The organism is Variovorax sp. Varisp46 (genome assembly GCF_059491885.1).
Genome location: NZ_CP168515.1, coordinates 5,262,802 through 5,281,822 on the forward strand (window position 1 = coordinate 5,262,802; position 19,021 = coordinate 5,281,822).

18 protein-coding genes and 1 tRNA gene are annotated in these 19,021 nt (G+C 68.4%); 8 read left to right on the forward strand and 11 right to left on the reverse strand.

Features of this window, described 5'->3' with window-relative positions; all coding sequences use genetic code 11:
- Positions 1-32 precede the first annotated feature (32 nt).
- Positions 33-1,151 carry an AraC family transcriptional regulator gene (locus ACEN9N_RS24970; RefSeq protein WP_495654764.1) on the reverse strand — a complete coding sequence of 373 codons (1,119 nt, stop codon included), beginning with the start codon at positions 1,149-1,151 and terminating at the stop codon, positions 33-35.
- Positions 1,152-1,257: 106 nt separating this feature from the next.
- On the opposite strand from ACEN9N_RS24970, the gene ACEN9N_RS24975 reads away from it, so the two are divergent.
- From ACEN9N_RS24975 to ACEN9N_RS24985, 3 genes are all read left to right on the forward strand, one after another.
- On the forward strand, positions 1,258-1,719 hold the full coding sequence (locus ACEN9N_RS24975; protein WP_495654765.1) for an RrF2 family transcriptional regulator: 462 nt from the start codon (positions 1,258-1,260) through the stop codon (positions 1,717-1,719).
- Positions 1,709-2,611, forward strand: a complete 903-nt coding sequence (locus tag ACEN9N_RS24980; RefSeq protein ID WP_495654766.1) for an NAD(P)/FAD-dependent oxidoreductase — start codon at positions 1,709-1,711, stop codon at positions 2,609-2,611. Before ACEN9N_RS24975 ends, ACEN9N_RS24980 begins: the two co-directional genes overlap by 11 nt.
- 63 nt (positions 2,612-2,674) lie before the next feature.
- Positions 2,675-2,750 (forward strand) — tRNA-Gly (locus tag ACEN9N_RS24985).
- A 52-nt stretch (positions 2,751-2,802) separates the two neighbouring features.
- Here ACEN9N_RS24985 and fahA read toward each other — a convergent pair.
- The 7 genes from fahA to ACEN9N_RS25020 are packed head-to-tail and all read right to left on the reverse strand — an operon-like array spanning position 2,803 to position 9,180.
- Positions 2,803-4,125 (reverse strand): fumarylacetoacetase, encoded by a 1,323-nt coding sequence (fahA, locus tag ACEN9N_RS24990; protein ID WP_007832622.1) that lies wholly within the window; start codon positions 4,123-4,125, stop codon positions 2,803-2,805.
- 10 nt (positions 4,126-4,135) lie between these two features.
- Positions 4,136-4,942, reverse strand: a complete 807-nt coding sequence (locus ACEN9N_RS24995; RefSeq protein ID WP_007832619.1) for a cyclase family protein — start codon at positions 4,940-4,942, stop codon at positions 4,136-4,138.
- Positions 4,943-4,994: 52 nt separating this feature from the next.
- Complete coding sequence (locus tag ACEN9N_RS25000; protein ID WP_413335253.1) at positions 4,995-5,789, reverse strand: ABC transporter permease; 795 nt, start codon at positions 5,787-5,789, stop codon at positions 4,995-4,997.
- Positions 5,786-6,640 (reverse strand): ABC transporter permease, encoded by an 855-nt coding sequence (locus ACEN9N_RS25005; protein WP_495654767.1) that lies wholly within the window; start codon positions 6,638-6,640, stop codon positions 5,786-5,788. Before ACEN9N_RS25005 ends, ACEN9N_RS25000 begins: the two co-directional genes overlap by 4 nt.
- A complete protein-coding gene (locus ACEN9N_RS25010) occupies positions 6,633-7,490 on the reverse strand; it encodes an ABC transporter ATP-binding protein (RefSeq protein WP_413315019.1) in 858 nt (285 codons plus the stop codon). The genes ACEN9N_RS25005 and ACEN9N_RS25010 overlap by 8 nt, the downstream gene beginning before the upstream one ends.
- A complete protein-coding gene (locus ACEN9N_RS25015; RefSeq protein ID WP_413315020.1) occupies positions 7,487-8,431 on the reverse strand; it encodes an ABC transporter substrate-binding protein in 945 nt (314 codons plus the stop codon). Before ACEN9N_RS25015 ends, ACEN9N_RS25010 begins: the two co-directional genes overlap by 4 nt.
- Positions 8,432-8,436: 5 nt before the next feature.
- Positions 8,437-9,180 carry a TetR/AcrR family transcriptional regulator gene (locus ACEN9N_RS25020; protein ID WP_495654768.1) on the reverse strand — a complete coding sequence of 248 codons (744 nt, stop codon included), beginning with the start codon at positions 9,178-9,180 and terminating at the stop codon, positions 8,437-8,439.
- A gap of 100 nt (positions 9,181-9,280) precedes the next feature.
- Here ACEN9N_RS25020 and ACEN9N_RS25025 point away from each other — a divergent pair, with 100 nt between their 5' ends.
- On the forward strand, positions 9,281-11,275 hold the full coding sequence (locus ACEN9N_RS25025) for an acetoacetate--CoA ligase (RefSeq protein ID WP_413315021.1): 1,995 nt from the start codon (positions 9,281-9,283) through the stop codon (positions 11,273-11,275).
- A gap of 32 nt (positions 11,276-11,307) precedes the next feature.
- On the opposite strand, the gene ACEN9N_RS25030 is transcribed toward ACEN9N_RS25025, so the two are convergent.
- Both ACEN9N_RS25030 and ACEN9N_RS25035 read right to left on the reverse strand, forming a co-directional pair.
- Positions 11,308-13,239, reverse strand: coding sequence for an adenylate/guanylate cyclase domain-containing protein (locus ACEN9N_RS25030; protein ID WP_495656421.1), 1,932 nt, complete (start codon positions 13,237-13,239; stop codon positions 11,308-11,310).
- Between the two features lie 190 nt (positions 13,240-13,429).
- Complete coding sequence (locus ACEN9N_RS25035) at positions 13,430-14,143, reverse strand: 2OG-Fe(II) oxygenase (protein WP_495654769.1); 714 nt, start codon at positions 14,141-14,143, stop codon at positions 13,430-13,432.
- Between the two features lie 120 nt (positions 14,144-14,263).
- On the opposite strand from ACEN9N_RS25035, the gene ACEN9N_RS25040 reads away from it, so the two are divergent.
- Positions 14,264-14,611: a hypothetical protein gene (locus tag ACEN9N_RS25040; RefSeq protein WP_237726085.1), complete on the forward strand. Its 348-nt coding sequence runs from the start codon at positions 14,264-14,266 to the stop codon at positions 14,609-14,611.
- Positions 14,608-15,405 carry a zeta toxin family protein gene (locus ACEN9N_RS25045; protein ID WP_007832599.1) on the forward strand — a complete coding sequence of 266 codons (798 nt, stop codon included), beginning with the start codon at positions 14,608-14,610 and terminating at the stop codon, positions 15,403-15,405. Before ACEN9N_RS25040 ends, ACEN9N_RS25045 begins: the two co-directional genes overlap by 4 nt.
- Here the strand turns inward: ACEN9N_RS25045 and ACEN9N_RS25050 are convergent.
- Positions 15,350-16,270, reverse strand: a complete 921-nt coding sequence (locus ACEN9N_RS25050) for a LysR substrate-binding domain-containing protein (RefSeq protein WP_495654770.1) — start codon at positions 16,268-16,270, stop codon at positions 15,350-15,352. The two genes, ACEN9N_RS25045 and ACEN9N_RS25050, sit on opposite strands and share 56 nt — an antisense overlap.
- A gap of 187 nt (positions 16,271-16,457) precedes the next feature.
- On the opposite strand from ACEN9N_RS25050, the gene ACEN9N_RS25055 reads away from it, so the two are divergent.
- Entirely contained in the window at positions 16,458-17,657 is a 1,200-nt protein-coding gene (locus ACEN9N_RS25055; protein ID WP_007832596.1) for an acyl-CoA dehydrogenase, read from the forward strand.
- A gap of 115 nt (positions 17,658-17,772) precedes the next feature.
- Positions 17,773-19,017, forward strand: coding sequence for a CaiB/BaiF CoA transferase family protein (locus tag ACEN9N_RS25060; RefSeq protein WP_495654771.1), 1,245 nt, complete (start codon positions 17,773-17,775; stop codon positions 19,015-19,017).
- Positions 19,018-19,021 lie beyond the last annotated feature (4 nt).

A 19,021-nucleotide genomic window follows, 5' to 3' on the forward strand; every position in this document is an offset into this window, starting at 1 on the left:
AAAGCCGCAAGCGCGGCTTTCGGCAAGAGATTTCAGGATCCGGCCAGCTTCTGCCTGCGGAATTCGGTGGGCGTGAGGCCGGTGGCGGCCTTGAACGCGCGATTGAACGGGCCGATGGACTGGAAGCCCGCGGTCAATGCGATGGTCAGCACCGGCAGCTCGCGCTTGGAAGAATCGGCCAGCGCCGCCATCGCCTCGGCCAGGCGGAGGCCGTTGACGAAGGCGTTGAAGTTGCGATGCCCCAGCCGCTGGTTGATGAGGCGGCGCAGGCGGTATTCCGGCACTGACAGCCGGGCGGCCAGGCCGGCGATGCTCAGGTCTTCGCTGCGGTAGGCATGTTCCACCGCCATGGCGTGCCGCAAGGATTCCGCGAGGCGGTCCCCGGCGGGGTCGGGGGCTTGTTCGGGCTCGGGTTCCGCAGGCGCGACGGGGACTGGTGCGACGGTCTCTTGCGCAGGAATCGCAACGGGCGCCCGTGAAGCCGGAAACAGCTCCGACCCCGCCAGCCGCACCATCCGCCATGCCACCACGGCCACGATCAGCAGCAGCATCGCCACATCGGCCGTCGCCGACAGGCTCGACAGCCGGCCCTGCGGCGAGGCCAGCCGCACGGCCAGCATGCCGATGCTGTAGCCGACGCCCGCCACCACGATGAACGCGCGCAGCCGGCGCCGTCCCTCCACCAGGTCTGCCCGCCACTGCGAAGCCGCCGCCATCGCGGCAAGCACCGCGAACACCAGCGGCACCGCGCGCTGCAGGCCCAGCGTCACCGGCGCGAGCACCGAGGCGCTGCCTGCCACGACCGCGCAATTGAGCGCGGCCAGCGCCGCCACCGCGAGCCACGCGGCGACGTGCATCGGCCGCAGCCGGAAGTTGTCGTCGAACAGCGCTTGCACGAACACCCAGAACAGCACGGCGTTGCCGACGGAGACCGCGACAAGAGGCGCCTGCCACCCGCGCGGCACGAGCGCCTCGAACAGCGGCGTGGAGCCGATGGCCTGCACGCACAGGCCGAGCGCGAGCAGCACGCCCGCGCGCGCGACCGGCAGGCGAGGACGATCGCGCCCGAGGACCAGCGCGAGCACCAGCAGCAAGGCCAGCAGCACGCCGCGCAGGGCAGCGTCGAGAAGGGTGGTCGGTGTGGGCGTCATGGCGGGGTCGATTCTCGTGCCTGTGCCGTGACAAGCGATGCGGCATGCCGAACTCCCGAAGACCCTTCGGCATGTCATGGAAAACTTATGCAACTAATAATGTTGCATGAAACGAGACAGCAAGCTTTCGGGCGTTCTCCATGTGCTGCTGCACATGGCCGAGATGAAAGGCCCCGTCACGTCCGAGGCGCTCGCGGCCGCGATGCACACCAACCCGGTCGTCGTGCGCCGCGTCATGGCCGGACTGCGGCAGTCGGGCTTCGTCAGTTCGGCCAAGGGCCATGGCGGAGGCTGGGTGCTGTCGTGCTCGCTCGCGGCAGTCACGCTGGGCGACATCCACAACGCCGTCGGCGCGCCCGCGCTGCTGGCCATGGGCAACCGCACCGAGAGCCCGGGCTGCATCGTCGAGCAGGCCGTGAACGCGGCGCTCAACGGCGCCTTCCAGGAGGCCGAGGCGCTGCTGCTGAAGCGCTTCAACAGCATCACGCTGGCCGATCTTTCCAGGGACTTCCACCGCCGCATGACAGGCGGCGGCTTCACATTGAAGGACATCGAACATGCGCCATGACGCTCTGATCGTGGGCGGCAGTTTTGCCGGCCTTTCCGCTGCGATGCAACTGGCTCGCGCGCGCAGGAACGTGTGCGTCGTCGACGCGGGCGCGCCGCGCAACCGCTTCGCCGCCGCGTCGCACGGCTTCTTCGGGCAGGACGGCACGCCGCCGCTGGAGATGATTGCCGGCGCGCGCGACAAGCTGCTCGCCTATCCATCCGTCGAGTTCATCAAGGGCAGCGTGGTGGCCGGGAGCGCGGACGGCGCTGGAGGCTTCACGGTGTCGCTGCACGGCGGGGAAGAGATCTCGACGCACAAGCTGCTGCTGTCGTTCGGCGTGCAGGACGGCCTGCCCGACATCGCCGGGATCGGCGAGCGTTGGGGCAAGAGCGTGCTGCACTGTCCCTACTGTCATGGCTACGAGTTCGGCGGCCGCTCGCTGGGCTTGCTTTTCCACAGCGGCGCGCCGGCGGACCACGCGCTGCTGATCGCCGAGTGGGGCCCGACCACGCTCTTCCTCAATGGCGGCGAAGGGCCCGACGCCGAGGTGCGTACGAGGCTGCGGTCGCGCGGCGTGGCCATCGAGCCGGGACGCATCGCCGGCCTGGAAGGACAAGGGACGGATCTTGCCGGCGTGCGCATCGACGATGGCCGGCTCGTGCCGGTCGAGGCGATGTTCGTGGCGCCGCACACGCGCCCGGCCAGTCCGCTCGCCGAGCAGCTCGGCTGCGCCTTCGACGACGGTCCGATGGGCCGCGTGCTGCGCGTCGACACTATGAAGATGACGACGGTGCCCGGCGTCTATGCGGCAGGCGACCTCGCCATGACGTTCAGCAATGCCACGCTGGCCTCGGCCGATGGGTTGATGGCCGGCGTGTCGATGCACCGGTCGCTGGTATTCGGTGCTTGAACGAACTTTTTTCTCGGGCTCGGTAAAAACGGTCTCAATTCACCCTATAATCGAGGGCTCCACGCGGGAGTAGCTCAGTTGGTAGAGCGCAACCTTGCCAAGGTTGAGGTCGAGAGTTCGAGACTCTTCTCCCGCTCCAGATTAAAGAAAAGGCCACCTCATCGGGTGGCCTTTTTCTTTGGTGCTTCTGCTCAACTCCTGGCTGGCAGCACCGTTCCACGGCTTTCCCCGAAACCGATGCGCGCATGCCCCGGCTTCTCGCACCAGCCGCGCAGCAGCACCGCATCGCCGTCTTCAAGAAAACCACGCTGCTCGCCATTGGCCAGCGTCACCGGGCTTTGCGCTGCGCGCGTCAGCTCGATGATTGCGCCGGCCTCGCCCGCGCCGGGCCCCGAGATCGTGCCGCTGCCGAACAGGTCGCCCGGGTTCAGGCTGCAGCCGCCCATCGTGTGGTGCGCCACCATCTGCGCAACGCTCCAATACTGGTGCCTGAAGCTCGTGGACGACAGGCGCGACGGCCCGGCCTTGTCCTTGCGCGCCTTCTCGCTTTCGAGCCAGACCTCCAGGCGGATGTCGAGCGCGCCGCTCTCGCGGTTCGCCGTACTTTCCAGATACGCGAGCGGCTGGGGCTCGTGGGCCGCCCGCGTCCAGGCCTGGCGGTAGGGCGCGAGCGCTTCCATCGTCACGATCCATGGCGAGATCGTGGTCGCGAAGTTCTTCGCCAGGAACGGCCCGAGCGGCGCCATCTCCCAGAACTGGATGTCGCGCGCCGACCAGTCGTTGAGCAGGCAGATGCCGAAGATGTGTTCGTCCGCGCGTTCGAGCGGAATGGGTTCGCCCTGCGGGTTGCCGATGCCGATCCACACGCCGAGCTCCAGCTCGTAGTCGAGCCGCGCGCAGGCCTGGTACGTGGGCGCCTTCGCGCCCGGCGCCATCGCCTGCCCCATCGGTCGGTGAAAGCGCTGGCCGCTCACGCCGATGGTCGACACCCGCCCGTGGTACGCAGTCGGAATCCAGCGGAAGTTGGGCGTCACGTCGCCGTCGGGGTTCATCAGGCGGCTGATGTTCAGCGCATGGTCGATCGATGTGTAGAAGTCGGTGTAGTCGCCGATGCGCGCGGGCACGGTGTATTCGACCTCGGCCTGCGGCACCAGGCATTCGCGCACGGCCTGCACCGAGGCCACGGGCGCGTCGTTCTTCAGCAGGTCGAACAGTGCGTGGCGCAACGCCTTCCACGCGGAGCGGCCGAGCGCGAAGAAGTCGTTCAATGCCGGCAATGCGGCGGCGCGCGCCGCGTCGAGCGCCAGGCCGTCGAGCTGCTGGCGCGCGACCAGCGCGGCGAGGTCGAGCACCTCGCCGCCGATGGCGATGCCGCCGCGAAACGGCTCGGCGCTGCCCGCGCGGCGGAACACAGCGTGCGGCAGGTTCTGGATCGGGAAGTCGCCGCCTGCCGCATTGGCCGATTCGACCCAGCTGCGCGCGTGGAGGTCGTGCGTGCGGTTGAGCGCGTTCATGAATCGGCCCTCACACCGACGCCATCAGCGCATCGTCGAAGATCGCCACCGCGCGCGTCCACCCGGCCGACGCGCCGCGGATCTTGTGCGGGAAGCAGCTGATGAAGAAGCCCGTGGGCGGCAGCGCCTCGAGGTTGTGCAGCTTCTCGATGTGGCAATAGCCGATGTCGCGCCCGGCCTTGTGGCCTTCCCAGATCAGCGAGGCGTCGTGCGTCTCGCCGTACTTCTTTGCGGTGTGCACGAAGGGCGCGTCCCAGCTCCATGCGTCGGTGCCCGTGAGGCGCACGCCTCGTTCCAGCAGGTACATCGTCGCCTCGTAGCCCATGCCTGCGCCGGCCGACACGTAGTCCGGATGGCCGTAGCGCGAACCGGCGCGCGTGTTGACCACCACGATCTCCAGCGGGCTCAGCGTGTGGCCGATGCGCTTGAGTTCGGCCTCGACGTCGTCGGCCGTGACCACGTAGCCATCGGCGAAGTGCCGGAAGTCGAGCTTCACGCCCGGCTGGAAGCACCATTCGAGCGGCACGTCATGGATGGCGATGGCGGGCTTCTTCTCACCCAGCGCCTTGTCCATGGTCGAGTGGAAGTGATAGGGCGCATCGAGGTGCGTGCCGTTGTGCGTCGACAGCTGCACCAGTTCCACGGCCCAGCCTTCGCCGTCGGGCAGGTCTTCCTTTTTCAAGCCGGGAAAGAAGGGTTCGATCTGCTCGTAGGTCTGCTCATGCGTGAAGTACTGGATCTTCGGCGCGAAGGCCGGTGGATCGGAGAGCACATCGTTTTCGAGAAAGATCGAGAGATCGACGAATTTGCGTGGCATGAAGAGGCTCCTTGTGGGGTGTTCGTGTTTGGGGAGAGAAGCAATCGGGGAGTCAGGGGCGCTGCCAACGCAGCAGCCGTTGCTCGGCAAGGGCCAGCAGCGCGTTGCTCACGAAGCCGATGAGTCCGAGCAGCACGATGCCGGCGAACAGGTCGCTCGCGCGGAAGGCGCGCGCCGCCAGCAGGATGGCCTGGCCCAGGCCGTTTTGCGAGGCGATCATTTCGCCCACCACCGCGACGACCAGCGCGATGGTCAGCGCGAGCCGCATGCCGGCCAGGATGTCGGGCATGGCGTTGGGCAGGCCCATCTTCCAGGTGTACGCCGCGCGCGACATCTGCAGGCAGCGCGCCACTTCCGAAAGGCGTGGCTCCACGGCCGCGAAGCCGTGCACCGTGGCCAGCAGCACCGGCCACATCGCGCCGAATGCGACCACGAAGAGCACCATGCCGGGGTTCAGCCCGAAGATGGAGATGGCCAGCGGCAATAGCGCCGAGGCGGGCAGCGGGCGGATGAATTCCAGCGTCGGCTGCACCCACGCACGCACCTGGGGCGATACGCCGATGGCCGCGCCCAGCAGCACGCCGAAAAGCGACGCGAGCAGCCAGCCTTCGACCATGCGGCCGACCGTGGCCTGCGTGAAGGCGAGCAGTTCACCGTTGCCTGAATTGCCCGAAGAGAGATTGAGCCCTTCGAGCAGGCTCGCAAACGTGGCCTGCGGCGTCGGCAAAAACACGCGGCTGACCCAGCCCGCGTTGCTCGCCACCCACCACAGCGCGACCAGTGCGAGCAGCATGCCCACCGACCCCAGCCACCCCAAGCCGAACCGGTCGTTGCGGTGGTTGTTCATGGCTGCACCCCCATGCGGCGTGCGACCCAGGCCTGCAGCCGCACCATGCCCGCGTTGACCACGAAGCCGACCACGCCGATCCAGCCCAGCCACGCGAGCATCAGCGCGGGGTCGAAGCTCTGCTGCGCGATCATCATCGCGTAGCCCATGCCGTTCGGATTGGCCGCGATCTCCACCGTCACGGCCACCACCAGCGCCACCGCCACGCCCAGCCGCAGCGCGACGAACAGGCGCGGCACGATGGCCGGCAGCACGATCTTGAAGGCCCGCTCGCGCGACGACAGGCCCAGCACGCGGCTCACCTCGAGCAGCCGCGGCTCGACCTGCTGCACCGCCGACTGCACCAATACCAGCAGCGGCCAGAAGGTGGCGAATGCGACGATGGCCAGCTCCATGCGCACGCCGAATCCGAAGCCCAGCATCGCGAGCGGAATCAGCGCGACGGATGGCACGGGCCGAAGTACTTCGATGGAGACAGAGCCGAGCTGCGCCGCGCGGCGCGAGAGCCCGAGCACCAGCCCCAGCGCAATGCCGAGCACGGCGCCCAGCAGCAGGCCGAGTGCCGCCGTGCCGAGCGTGAAGCCCGTGGCCAGCCAGAGCGAGCCGTCCATGGCCGCGCCGACGAAGGCCTTCGCCGCCGCGCTCGGCGGTGCGAGCGCGTCGCTGCCCAGCGCGGCCGCGCGCCGCGCGTACCACTCGAACAGAGCCAGGAGCAGCAGCGGCAGTACAAAGGGACGGACCTTGCCAGGAACACCGCGGAACCGGCTTCGCCGGGCCGCAGGTGTTGCCCCCGGCGAGGGGGTAGGCGAAGCGACACGAAGTGCGCGAAGACTGGGGGTGTGCCTATTCATGGCCCTGCTCGATGAAGGCGAAGAGCTCGCGCCGCAGGTGCAGGTATTCCGGATGCTCCTTGGTCGTGAGCTGGTCGCGCGGGCGCGGGATCTTCACGTCGATCATCCGCGCGAGGCTCGGCCGCCCCGGCCCGGGGTTGGCCTGCAGCGCGATCACGCGGTCGCCGAGGTAGATGGCTTCTTCGAGGTCGTGCGTGACGAACAGCACCGTGAGCCCGTCGTCGCGCACCAGCCGCGCCAGCTCGTCCTGCAGGCTCTGGCGCGTGAGCGCGTCCAGCGCGCCGAAGGGCTCGTCCATCATCATCAGGTCGGGCTTCTGCGCGAGGCAGCGGGCGATCTGTGCGCGCTGCTGCATGCCGCCCGACAACTGCACCGGAAACTTGTGCGCATGCTTCGCGAGGCCGACCTTGGCGAGCACATCGGCAATGCGCGGCGCGCGTTCCGCCGCCGGCACGCCGGCCGCTTCCAGTGCGAGGCTCACGTTGCCTTCCACCGTGCGCCAGGGCAGCAGCGCGCGGCCGTAGTCCTGGAACACGAAAGCCACTTCGCGCGAGGGCTCGGTCATCTTCGCGCCGTTGCGCCGCACCTCGCCCGCGCTCGCGCTGACGAGCCCGCTGGCCGCGCGCAGCAACGTGGTCTTGCCGCAGCCGCTCGGGCCGACGATGCAGACGAACTCGCCGCGCGCCACGTCGAACGAGGTGGGCGACAGGATCTCGCGTCCGCCGAGGCGGATGGTCACGCCGTCGAAGCACAGGAAGGGGGTGGCTTGCATCGTGGGGACGGTCGGCGAACGAAAGGCGCTCGCCGACAGTGCGGCGCGCGCGGTGACGGGGGCGGGTGCTGCGATCACTTCGCCACCAGCTTCGCCACGTCGATGCTCGTCTTGAGCATTTCCTGCTCCTTCATCAGCCCGGTCCAGTAGGCGAGCTGCTTTTCCGTCACCACGGGGCCGGGCGGCGAGATCTGCACCTTGGCCAGCACCTCGGGCGGGAGCTTGATGTACTTGCCGATGGCCGCGCGCACCTTGGCGTCGTTCCTCGGCTGCTGCATGAAGGCGGCCGATTCGACCAGCGCCTCGCGGAACGCGCGCGCAGCGGCCGGGTTCTTCGCCACCCACTCGCGCTTGGCCGCATGCACGATGGTCTGGTTGTTCTCCGGCAGGAAGGTCGAGTAGTACGAGGCCACGTAGCCCGCACCGCTCTCGGTGATGCGGCTCATGAACGGGTCGGCCGACACCACCGCATCGACCGAGCCGCCGCGCAGCAGGTCGGCGTGCTGCGGGAACGCGGCCTCGACGAAGTTCACCTTGCGGTAGTCCACGCCGCTGTCCTTCAGCCACGCGCGGAAGGTCACGTGCAGGAAGGCGCCGAGGCCCGGCACGCCGATCTTCTTGCCCACGCAGTCCTGCGGCCCCTTGATGCCCGAGCCCGCGCGCGCCACCAGGCCGAAGCCGGTGATCGTCTTCGAGGTGAGGCCGCCGCCGGCCACCAGCACGAGGTCCAGGCCACCATCCACCGCCTGCAGGAAGACCGAGGGCGTGGGTCCGCCAATCTGCAGCGAGTCGGACTGCAGTGCCGCCGGGATCGTCGAATTCAGCGGAATGAACTTGAGCTCGACGTCGAGGTTGCGCTTCTTGAAGTAGCCCTCTTCGGCCGCCACGAACACCGAGGCGAAGTCGGTCACGGCCGTGTAGCCGAACACGATCTTCGGGTTGGACTGGGCGCGCGAAGGCAGTGCGGCGGCGGCCGATGCTGCGGCAAGCGCCGACAGCAGGGTGCGTCGTTTCATCATGTCTTTTATCTCCTGGGGGTGGTTCTCGTGCGTGGGGTTCTGGCGGTCTTCGGGCGCGGCAGTGCGGCGCGCAGGCCGCCGACGATGAAGTTCACGAGCATCGGCGCCACGGCCGGGTCGGCGCGCCTGTTCTCGCCGCGCGTGAGGCGTTCGATGCGGCTGTCGTTCAGGTGGTGCAGCAGCGCGCCCAGCGCGAACTGGTAGCCCCAGGCCGCCTGGCTGCGCGTGGCGTGCGGCAGCGCGAGGTGCAGCGCGTCGATGTAGGCCTCGGCCAGCGGGTCGAAGTAGCTGCGCAGCACGCGGTCGGCTTCCTCGGTGGCGTGGTAGAGCTCGCGCGCCACCAGCAGCGCGTAGTACTCGCCCTCGGCGCTCGCGCGCAGCGCCAGCACGGGCGCGGTGAAGGCATCGATGATGCGCGGCAGCGTGCGCGCGTCGTCGGGGTCGACGTTCACCGCTGCCAGTCCCGCGAGCCGCGCCTCGATGGAATGGCTCCAGTGTTCGAAGATCGCGTGAAACAGCTCGTGCTTCTGGCCGTAGTAGTAGCCCACCAGCGCCAGCGGCACGCCGGCCTCTTCGGCGATCTGGCGGATCGTCACCACGTGGTAGCCGTGCTGCGCAAAAAGTTTCTCGGCCGCCAGCAGGATCGCCTGCTTGCGGTCGGGCCGCGCAGTCTCGATGGTGACTGCGGCGGGGGCTGGCGTCGCGGCACGCGAGGTGCTGCGCCTTGCGGTGGGTGTGCGGGTGCTCATCGGGGCGTATTGAACGCTTGTACAAAAACATTGAACACGCGTACAAACCCTGAGGTCAACCCCCATTGAGCACGCTCGTTCGCGGCGCTACGCTCGTGCCATGCCCGCCCCCAACATCCCCCAGATCCGCCTCTATCAAGACTGGCTGCGCGAGACGCGCGGCCTTCGCTTCGACAGCTACGACGCCCTGTGGCGCTGGTCCGTCACCGAGCTCGACGCCTTCTGGCAGAGCATCTGGGATTACGCCCGCATCGAGTCGCCCACTCCGCACACGGCCGTGCTCGCCGAGCCGCGCATGCCCGGCGCGCGCTGGTTCCCCGGCGCGCAGGTCAACTACGCCCGCGAGGTGCTGCGCCATGTCGACGCGGCGCACGCGGCCGGCATGCCCGCCATCGTGAGCGACAACGAGCGCGGCGAAGTGCGCGAGATGTCGTGGCCGGAGATGCGGCGCCAGGTCGCGTCGGTCGCGCTCATGCTCAAGTCGCTCGGCGTGCGGCGCGGCGACCGCGTTGCGGCCTACATGCCCAACGTGCCCGAGACCATGGTCGCGTTCCTCGCATGCTCCAGCATCGGCGCGATCTGGAGCGTGTGCGCGCCCGACATGGGCACGGCCGCCGTGGCCGACCGCTTTCGCCAGATCGAGCCCAAGGTGCTGATCGCCGTCGATGGCGTGCACTATGGCGGCAAGCCGCTCGACCGCAGCGCCGTGCTGCAGGAGCTGCGCGGCCAGCTGCCGAGTGTGCAGAAGTTGTTGCTCGTGAAGTCGCCGTATGCCGCCAGCGCCGTGCCGCACGACGTCGAATGGACACAGGCCATCGCGCGCAACGATGCCGAGGTCGCCGCCTTCGAGCCCGAATGGCTGCCCTTCGACCATCCGATCTGGATCGTCTATTCGAGCGGCACCACAGGCCTGCCCAAGCCCATCGTGCACGGGCAGGGCGGCATCATCCTCACCATGCATGCCTGCGGCCTGCACAACGACGTGGGCGCGAGCTACGGCGCCAACAACTTCGGCGAGCGCTACCACTGGTACAGCTCCACGGGCTGGGTCATGTGGAACTCGCAGCTCTCGGGCATGGCCTTCGGCGCCACCATCTGCATCTATGACGGCAACCCGGCGGGCAGCAAGGAGAAGCCCGACTGGGGCGTGCTGTGGCGCTTCGTCGCGAAGCACCGCGTCACCTTCTTCGGCGCGGGTGCGGCCTATTTCACCAACTGCATGAAGTCGGGCCTCGTCGCGAAGGAATGCGGTGACCTGTCGCGCGTGCGGGCGCTCGGCAGCACCGGCTCGCCGCTGCCCGAGGAGGTACAGCGCTGGGGCTCGCAGCAGATCCTCGACGCGGGCTCGAAGGAGGTGTGGTGGTGCAACATCTCCGGCGGCACCGATTTCTGCGGCGCTTTTGTCGGCGGCAACCGCGACCTGCCCGAAGTGCCGGGCCAGATGCAGTGCCGCGAGCTGGGCCATTCGGTCGAGGCCTGGAACGAGAACGGCCAGCCCGTCGTCGGCGAGGTCGGCGAGCTGGTGTGCACCAAGCCGATTCCGTCGATGCCGCTCTACTTCTGGGGCGACGAGGGCAACGCGCGCTACCTGTCGAGCTACTTCGACACCTATCCCGGCGTATGGCGCCACGGCGACTGGATCAAGATCGGCACCGACGGCGGCTGCATCATCTACGGCCGCAGCGACGCCACCATCAATCGCCAGGGCCTGCGCATGGGCACGAGCGAGATCTACAGCGCGGTCGAGGGCCTGCCCGAGGTACTCGACTCGATGGTGGTCGATCTCGAATACCTGGGCCGCGACAGCTACATGCCGCTGTTCGTGGTGCTGCGCCCCGGCGTGGCGCTCGACGAGGCCATGCGCGCGAAGATCAACAACGCCATCAAGACTTCGCTGTCGCCTCGCTTCGCGCCCAACGACATCTTCCAGGTGGCCGAGATCCCGCGCACGCTCTCGGGCAAGAAACAGGAGCTGCCGATCAAGAAGCTGCTGCTGGGCCAGCCGATCGAGAAGGTGGTCAACCGCGAGGCGATGGCCAACCCCGGCAGCCTCGACTGGTTCGTGGCCTTTGCCGCGCAGCGTGCCTCCGCATGATGGGCGCGTGAGCTTCGCGCCCACGAGCAAGCTCAGGCCGTGAGCTCATAGAGCACCATGCGCGTCTGCCGGCCGCGCAGCTCCACCAATTCCTCGATGCGGCGTGCATGAAGCCGGCCGCCGAGCCCCGCGAAGGTGGCCTCGGAAATCAGCGTCTGCGTTCCGAGCTGCTTGTTGATGCCTTCGATGCGGCTCGCCACGTTGATCGCGTCGCCGAACGCGGTGTAGGACAGCCGATCGTTCGAGCCGAGCACCCCCGCGATCACCATGCCGGTGTGGATGCCGATGCGGGTGCGGAACCTCGGCAGCCCCTGCTCGTGCCACTTGCGGTTGAGTTCGTCCATCTCCACGTGCAGCTCCAGCGCGGCCACGCAGGCCTGGTATTCCGCGTCCTTCAGGTCGGAGGGCGCGCCCCACAGCACCATGATGCCGTCGCCGATGAACTTGTCGACCACGCCGCCGTGCCGCGCGAACACGCCCGCCGCCAGGTTGAAGTACTCCGTCAGCATGCCCACCAGCACGTCGGTGTCCAGCGATTCCGAGATCGAGGTGAAGCCCTCCACGTCGGTGAACATCACGGTCACGCGGCGCGACGAACCGGAGGGCGCGAGCGCATGGCCCTCGTCGATCAGCTGGTTGATCACGTCCACCGGCACGAACTTGCTGAAGGCCTTCAGGCTGCGCGCCGAGTCGTCCAGCGCCTGGTCCAGGTGCTGGATCTCGAGCACGCGGCTCGGTTCGCGCGGCAGGTTGTCGAGTTCCAGCAGGCCGATGCTGCGCGCGATGTGCGAGAGGTTCTCCACCGGCGAGGTCACCAGCTTCGACAGCTTCAGCGAGATGAACAGCGCGATGGCCAGGAAGGCCAGCGCCAGCAACAGGCCCCACAGCACCGAGCGGTTCAGTTCGCCCAGCAGCATGTCTTCGGGCACCCAGCTCACGAGCTGCCATCCGGTGCTGGGAATGCGCGAGGCCTGCACCAGGTAGCGGCGACCTTCGTAGGTAAAGGAGAACTTCTTGTTCGAGCCACTGTCCGCCGTGCCGCCGGTCACCGTGTTCGCGTACAAGGCGCCGAGCACGCCGGCCGGCGGCTCCAGCTGATGCAGCACGCCCGGCATGTCGCTGCGCGCGAGCACCCGGGCGTCGGCGCTCAGCAGGGCGCTGTCGCCGTAGCCGTCGTTGCTGAACTGGCGCACGAATTCCGACAGCCGCCCCAGCGACACATCGCCCGCCACCACCATGGCCTGCGCCGCGCTGTCCGCATAGCTGCGCTGGCTCGGCAGCGCGTAGGTCACGCCCAGCTCCTGCGCGGCGGCGAATACGTATGGCTGCGTCCAGACCGGCCCCTGTGCCTTGCGGGCCTGCACATACCAGCCGCGTTGCGTCGGGTCGTAGCTGCTGCGGAAGGACGCGAGGCGCTGCGTGGCGAAGCGCTGCTGCACGTCGGCCTCGGCGTCCTGGGGCAGCATGTACTGCCACGTCTCGGTGGTGAATCCCGCGCCGCGCTCGATATGGCGCATGGCCGGCACAGGGTAGCGCAGTGCCATCAGCATCTGGCCCTTCTCGTTGCTGACGTAGATGCTGTCGAGCTCGGGCGACTGCTGCAGCAGCGTCCAGAGCAGCTCGGCTGTTCTTTCGGCGTGTTCGCCCGCCGGGCGCAGGCTGGGGGCTGTGCCCACAGCGTTGACGACCGACTCGGCCTTCTGCAGGAAGGCCAGCACCTTGTCTTCGGTGCGGTGGTGGTTGGCCTTGTGCGCGGACACGCCGATGCGCGACACCAGCCGCTGCGACCCCCAGTAGCCCAGCGAGACCAGCAACAGCGACTGTGTCAGCGCCACGGCACTGACGATGGTGCCCACGTCCACCCTGAAGCGGCGCGAACGCCCGGGCGGTGCGGCCGGCGCGGCCGCAGTTTCGATCGACGGCTTTCCCGCCGCTTCCGGATTCCCGGACGACTTCTTGTTCATACAGCTCCCTGACGACCATTCGAGCGCGCCCGCTGCATCGAGGCCGCGGGCCGCTTCCGGCGGGCTCACGGCCCCGATCGTTGGTGTCGGGGATCCTGGTGGGCGCCGGAGGCAGGCGTGATTTTCGCTCGACTTCGCCCTTCGGGCGCGGCGGCCCGGGCCTGCCGGGACCGGCCGCGGCAGCGGCTCGTCAGCGGGCGTCGTGAAAGATGATGCCCAGCGTATGCCGCCGCCCCGAGCGCACGCGGCTCACGCCGTGGCGCATCGTCACGCGGTAGCTGCCGCGCGTGCCCGCCACCGGCCGCTGATTGACCGCGAAGATCACCGCCTCGCCCTGCGCGAGTGACACCACCTCGGCGCGCGACTGCATGCGCGGGCGCTGTTCGGTCAGCACGAACTCGCCGCCGGTGAAGTCTTCGCCGGGCCGGTTCAGCAGCACGGTGAGCTGCAACGGGAACTGCAGGTCGCCGTACAGGTCCTGGTGCAGGCAGTTGTAGTCGCCCTCGTCGTAGCGCAGCAGCAGCGGGGTGGGGCGCAGCTGGCCCGCCGCGTGGCAGCGCGCGAGGTAGGCCGCGTGGTCCGGCGGGTAGTCGGCCGGAAGGCCCATTGCCGCGGCCCATGCATTGGCCAGCGGCGCGAGGCGTTCGTACAGCGCGCCGCGCCATGCCGCGAGCTTTGGCGGCAGCGGGTTGGCGAAGTACTGGTACTCGCCCTGGCCGAAGCCGTGGCGCTGCATGATGACGCGGCTGCGGAAGTGGCGGGGCTGGTCGTACATGGCCGCGAGGGCGGCGCATTCCTTCGGAGTGAAGAGCGCGGCGCCGGTGGTGGCGCAGCCGCGGGTGGCAAGGTCGTCTTCGATGCGGGGCCAGTCGAGGGCGTCGACCTGGGAGGCTGGGGCTGTCATGCGCGCAGTGTCTCGCCTGCGGGCCTGCGAGGCTCGCCGTTTCCGGACGCGGGTATGCGGCGGTGCGGGCTTTGGCGCAGCAGGTGGCAGGCGGCTTCCGTTTTGAGCGATCATCCGGCCATGGCAAGAGCAAAAACCATCGCACGCGAAGGCTCGGCAGGGCAAATGGTCCAGGGCCGATCGGTTGCGACCCTGGGGCGCGGCATGGCGCTGGTCAAGGTCGGCAAGGCTCCGCGCGCCGTGGTCCGCCCCGAGGACAACACGACGGAACTGTTGAAGAAGGCGGCCCGCGCACTCGACAAGCCCGGCATCGACAGGTCGGTCGTCTTCCGCGGACCCAACGCGGCCCGGATATTCGCCTACTCCGCCTACCCGCAGGACCCGACCCAGGTCATTCGCGAAGCAGCCGACGGCACCAAGGTCATTGGCCGCCTGGTCGACGGCAGGTTCCGCGCGAGCAAGGCGTGAGCCGCCGCCCACCGAAGCTCGGGAAGCTCCTCGAGCAGACGCGCGGCCCGCGTCCGGTGGCCTTCGTCCTGGCGGGCCACAACGGCTCCGGAAAATCCACGCTCTGGTATTCGCGCCTGGCGGCATCGCTGCAGATGCCGCTGATCAACGCCGACCGGATGATGATGTCCATCCTGCCGGATGCCGACCCCGCCACCGGGCACATCCCCGCCTGGGCCCAGCGCCTGCGCGACGACGACGAGAAATGGCAGGTCCTGTCGCAGGAAGGCGTGCGCGCCTTCAAGAGCCTGGTGATGGACCAGCGCATGCCGTTTGCGTTCGAGACGGTGTTCTCCCACTGGAAGCCGCTGCCCGGCGGCGGCCATGCGTCGAAGGCGGACGACATCCGCGCGATGCAGGAGGCGGGGTATTTCGTCGTGCTGCTTTTCGTCGGCCTGGTCTCGGTGGACATGTCCATCTTCCGCGTGAGCACCCGCAAGCAGCAGGGCGGCCACGACGTGGACCGCGGGAAGCTGGTCGAGCGCTTTCCCCGCACGCAGGCAGCGGTCGGCCATGCGGCACAGATCGCGAACATGACGCTGATGTTCGACAACAGCCGTTCCGGGAAGAGCGCTTTCGCACTGGTGCGGGCGCAGGCGAAAAAGTCGGTCCTGTTCGATGCGCGCGATCCCAAGTTCGACATGGACCCTGAACTGCGGGCCGTCTGCGATCCGTGGCTCGAGAAGGTCGCCGGTCCCTTCAAGCCGTCTCGCGCCCGGGCTCCTGCCGTGCCTGCGCCAGCAGCCAGTCGCTGAAGAACTTCAGCAGCGGCCGCTGGTCGGCGCGCTCCGGCGTCACGAGGTAGTAGTTGCGCTCGCCCGACAGCGGCCGCGCGCAGGCCACCACCAGTTCGCCGCGCGCCAGTTCGTCGGCCACCAGCATCGTCGGCATCAGCGCCACGCCGAGCCCGTGCGACGCGGCCGCGGCCAATATCGAGAACAGCTCGTAGCGCGGGCCGCCGCGCGCATTGGGCGCGTCGATCTGCTGCGCATCGAACCACTGGCGCCAGCCGTCGGGCCGGGTGCTCTGCTGCAGCAGCGGCATCTTCGCGATGGCTGCCGGCGCCACGGCCTTGCCGCGTGGCAGCAGGGAAGGGCTGCACACCGGCACCACGTCTTCATGCATCAGCAGCAGCGCGTGCGTGCCGGCCCAGTTCTCGACCTGTGCGGGCGTGCCGGCATACAGCGCCGCGTCGAACTCCGCATCGGCGAACAGGAAGGGGCGGGTGCGCGTCTCGATGTGCACCACCACGTCGGGCTGCAGTGCCGCAAAGCCCTTCAGGCGCGGCATCAGCCAGCGCGTCGCAAACGTGGGCACGGCCGCCAGCGAGAGCGAGCCGCCTTCGCCCTGGTGGGCCATTGCGTCGAGCGTGTCGCGCTCCATCGCTTCCAGCCGCTTGGTGATCTGCCGCGCGTAGGCCGCGCCGCTGGCCGTGAGCGCCACGCCGTGCCGCGTGCGGCGGAACAGCGCCACGCTGAGGAAGGCTTCGAGCGTGCCGATCTGGCGCGACACGGCGCTTTGGGTGAGCGCCAGTTCCTGCGCAGCGCGGGTGTAGCTCTCGTGGCGCGCGGCGGCGTCGAAGCACACGAGGGTTTGCAGGGGTGGGATCTTGCGGCGCATGTATGCCTCGGGTGTATGTATGAAACCTCGGCCTCACCAATGGAGAGGCCGATCGAACATCTTGCAAGACATTCTACGAACGCATATCTGGGTGCGGAATCATCGTTTGCGTCATGCCCCCCGCATGGCTAGCATCGGCCCCATTCCCCCTCTTTTCACCTTTCCCCTAATTTCCGGAGACAGCCACATGGCCGCCAAAGCGCAATTCCACTGGGACGACCCCCTTCTTCTCGACCAGCAACTGACCGACGAAGAACGCATGATCCGCGACGCGGCCAATGCCTACTGCCAGGAGCGCCTCGCGCCCCGCGTCATCGAGGGCTTCCGCACCGGCGAGACCGACCCCGCCATCTTTCGCGAAATGGGCGCACTCGGCCTGCTCGGCCCCACGATCCCCGAGCAATACGGCGGCCCCGGCCTCAACTACGTGGCCTATGGCCTGATCGCCCGCGAAGTCGAGCGCGTCGACTCCGGCTACCGCTCGATGGCCAGCGTGCAGAGCTCGCTGGTGATGGTGCCCATCTTCGAATTCGGCACCGAAGGCCAGAAGCAGAAGTACCTGCCCAAGCTCGCCACCGGCGAATGGATCGGCTGCTTCGGCCTGACCGAACCCGACCACGGCTCCGACCCCGGCAGCATGGCCACGCGCGCCAAGAAGGTGCCGGGCGGCTATTCGCTCAGCGGCTCGAAGATGTGGATCAGCAACTCGCCCATCGCCGACGTGTTCGTGGTGTGGGCCAAGGAAGTCAGCGAAAGCGGCACCGTGGGCCCGATCCGCGGCTTCGTGCTCGAGAAGGGCATGAAGGGCCTGAGCGCCCCCGCGATCCACGGCAAGGTCGGCCTGCGCGCCAGCATCACTGGCGAAATCGTCATGGATGGCGTGTTCTGCCCTGAAGAAAACGCCTTCCCCGAAGTGCAGGGCCTCAAGGGCCCGTTCACCTGCCTGAACAGCGCCCGCTACGGCATCTCGTGGGGCGCGCTCGGTGCCGCCGAAGACTGCTGGCACCGCGCCCGCCAGTACACGCTGGACCGCAAGCAGTTCGGCCGCCCGCTGGCCGCCAACCAGCTCATCCAGAAGAAGCTGGCCGACATGCAGACCGAGATCACGCTGGGCCTGCAAGGCAGCCTGCGCCTGGGCCGCATGAAGGACGAAGGCATTGCTGCCGTCGAAATCACCTCGATCATGAAGCGCAACAACTGCGGCAAGTCGCTCGACATCGCCCGCATGGCGCGCGACATGATGGGCGGCAACGGCATCAGCGACGAGTTCGGCGTGGCACGCCACCTGGTGAACCTGGAAGTGGTCAACACCTACGAAGGCACGCACGACATCCACGCGCTCATCCTTGGCCGCGCCATCACCGGCATCGCAGCGTTTTCGAACTAACCCCCAGTCTTACTCACTTCGTGTAGACGCCAACCCCCTTTCAGGGGGCGATGCCAGCGGCCCGGCAAAGCCGGTTCCGCGGCATCCCTCGAACTGCAAGACAACACTGACGTAGATGACGATGAACAAACCTGCTGCGGCACTCGACGGCATCAAGGTCCTCGATCTGTCCCGCGTGCTCGCGGGCCCGTGGTGCACGCAGATCCTCGCGGACCTGGGCGCCGACGTCGTCAAGATCGAACGCCCCGGCGTCGGCGACGACACGCGCACCTGGGGCCCGCCCTTCATCAAGGACGCGGACGGCAACGATACCGACCAGGCCAGCTACTTCACGTCCTGCAACCGCAACAAGCGCTCGGTCACCATCGACATGGCCACGCCCGACGGACAGGCGCTGCTCAAGCAGATGGCGGCGCAGGCCGACATCGTGGTGGAGAACTTCAAGACCGGCGGCCTGAAGCAATACGGCCTCGACCACGAGAGCCTGCGCGCGGCCAACCCGCGCCTCATCTACTGCAGCGTGACCGGCTTCGGCCACGACGGCCCGTACGCCGAGCGCGCGGGCTACGACCTGATGATCCAGGCCATGACCGGCATGATGAGCATCACCGGCCGCCCCGACGACGTGCCCGGCGGCGGCCCGCTGCGCGTGGGCGTGGCGCTGACCGACCTGTTCACCGGCGTCTACGCCAGCACGGCCATCCTCGCGGCGCTGCAGGTGCGCGACCGCACCGGCGAAGGCCAGCACATCGACATGGCACTGCTCGACGTGGGCATGGCCATCCTCGCGAACCAGGCCAGCGCCTTCCTCAACACCGGCAAGGCGCCCGGGCGCCAGGGCAACACGCACCCGAGCCTCGCGCCTTATCAAGACTTTCCGACGCAGGATGGTTCGATGCTGCTGGCCATCGGCAACAACGGGCAGTTCGCGCGCTTCTGCGAAGCGGCCGGCCACGCGGAATGGGCGAGCGACGCACGCTTCGCGACCAACACGCTGCGCGTGAAGCACCGCCTGGTGCTGATCCCCATGATGGAAGAACTCACGCGCACCCGCACCACGGCCGCGTGGGTCGCGCTGCTCGAGGACAAGGCCGTGCCCTGCGGCCCGATCAATGACATCGCGCAGGCCTTCGACGATGCGCAAGTCCAGGCGCGCGGCCTGAAGGTCACGCTGCCGCGCGACGCGGGCGACGGCATCGCCAGCATCTCCGGCGTGGCGAGCCCGCTGCGGCTCACGGCCACGCCGCCGGTGCTGCGCCATGCGCCGCCGGCGCTGGGGCAGCACACGCAGGAAGTGCTGGCGGAAATGGGCATCGATGCGGCACGCTTCGATGCCCTGCGCTCAGCCGGCGTAGTCTGAAGAG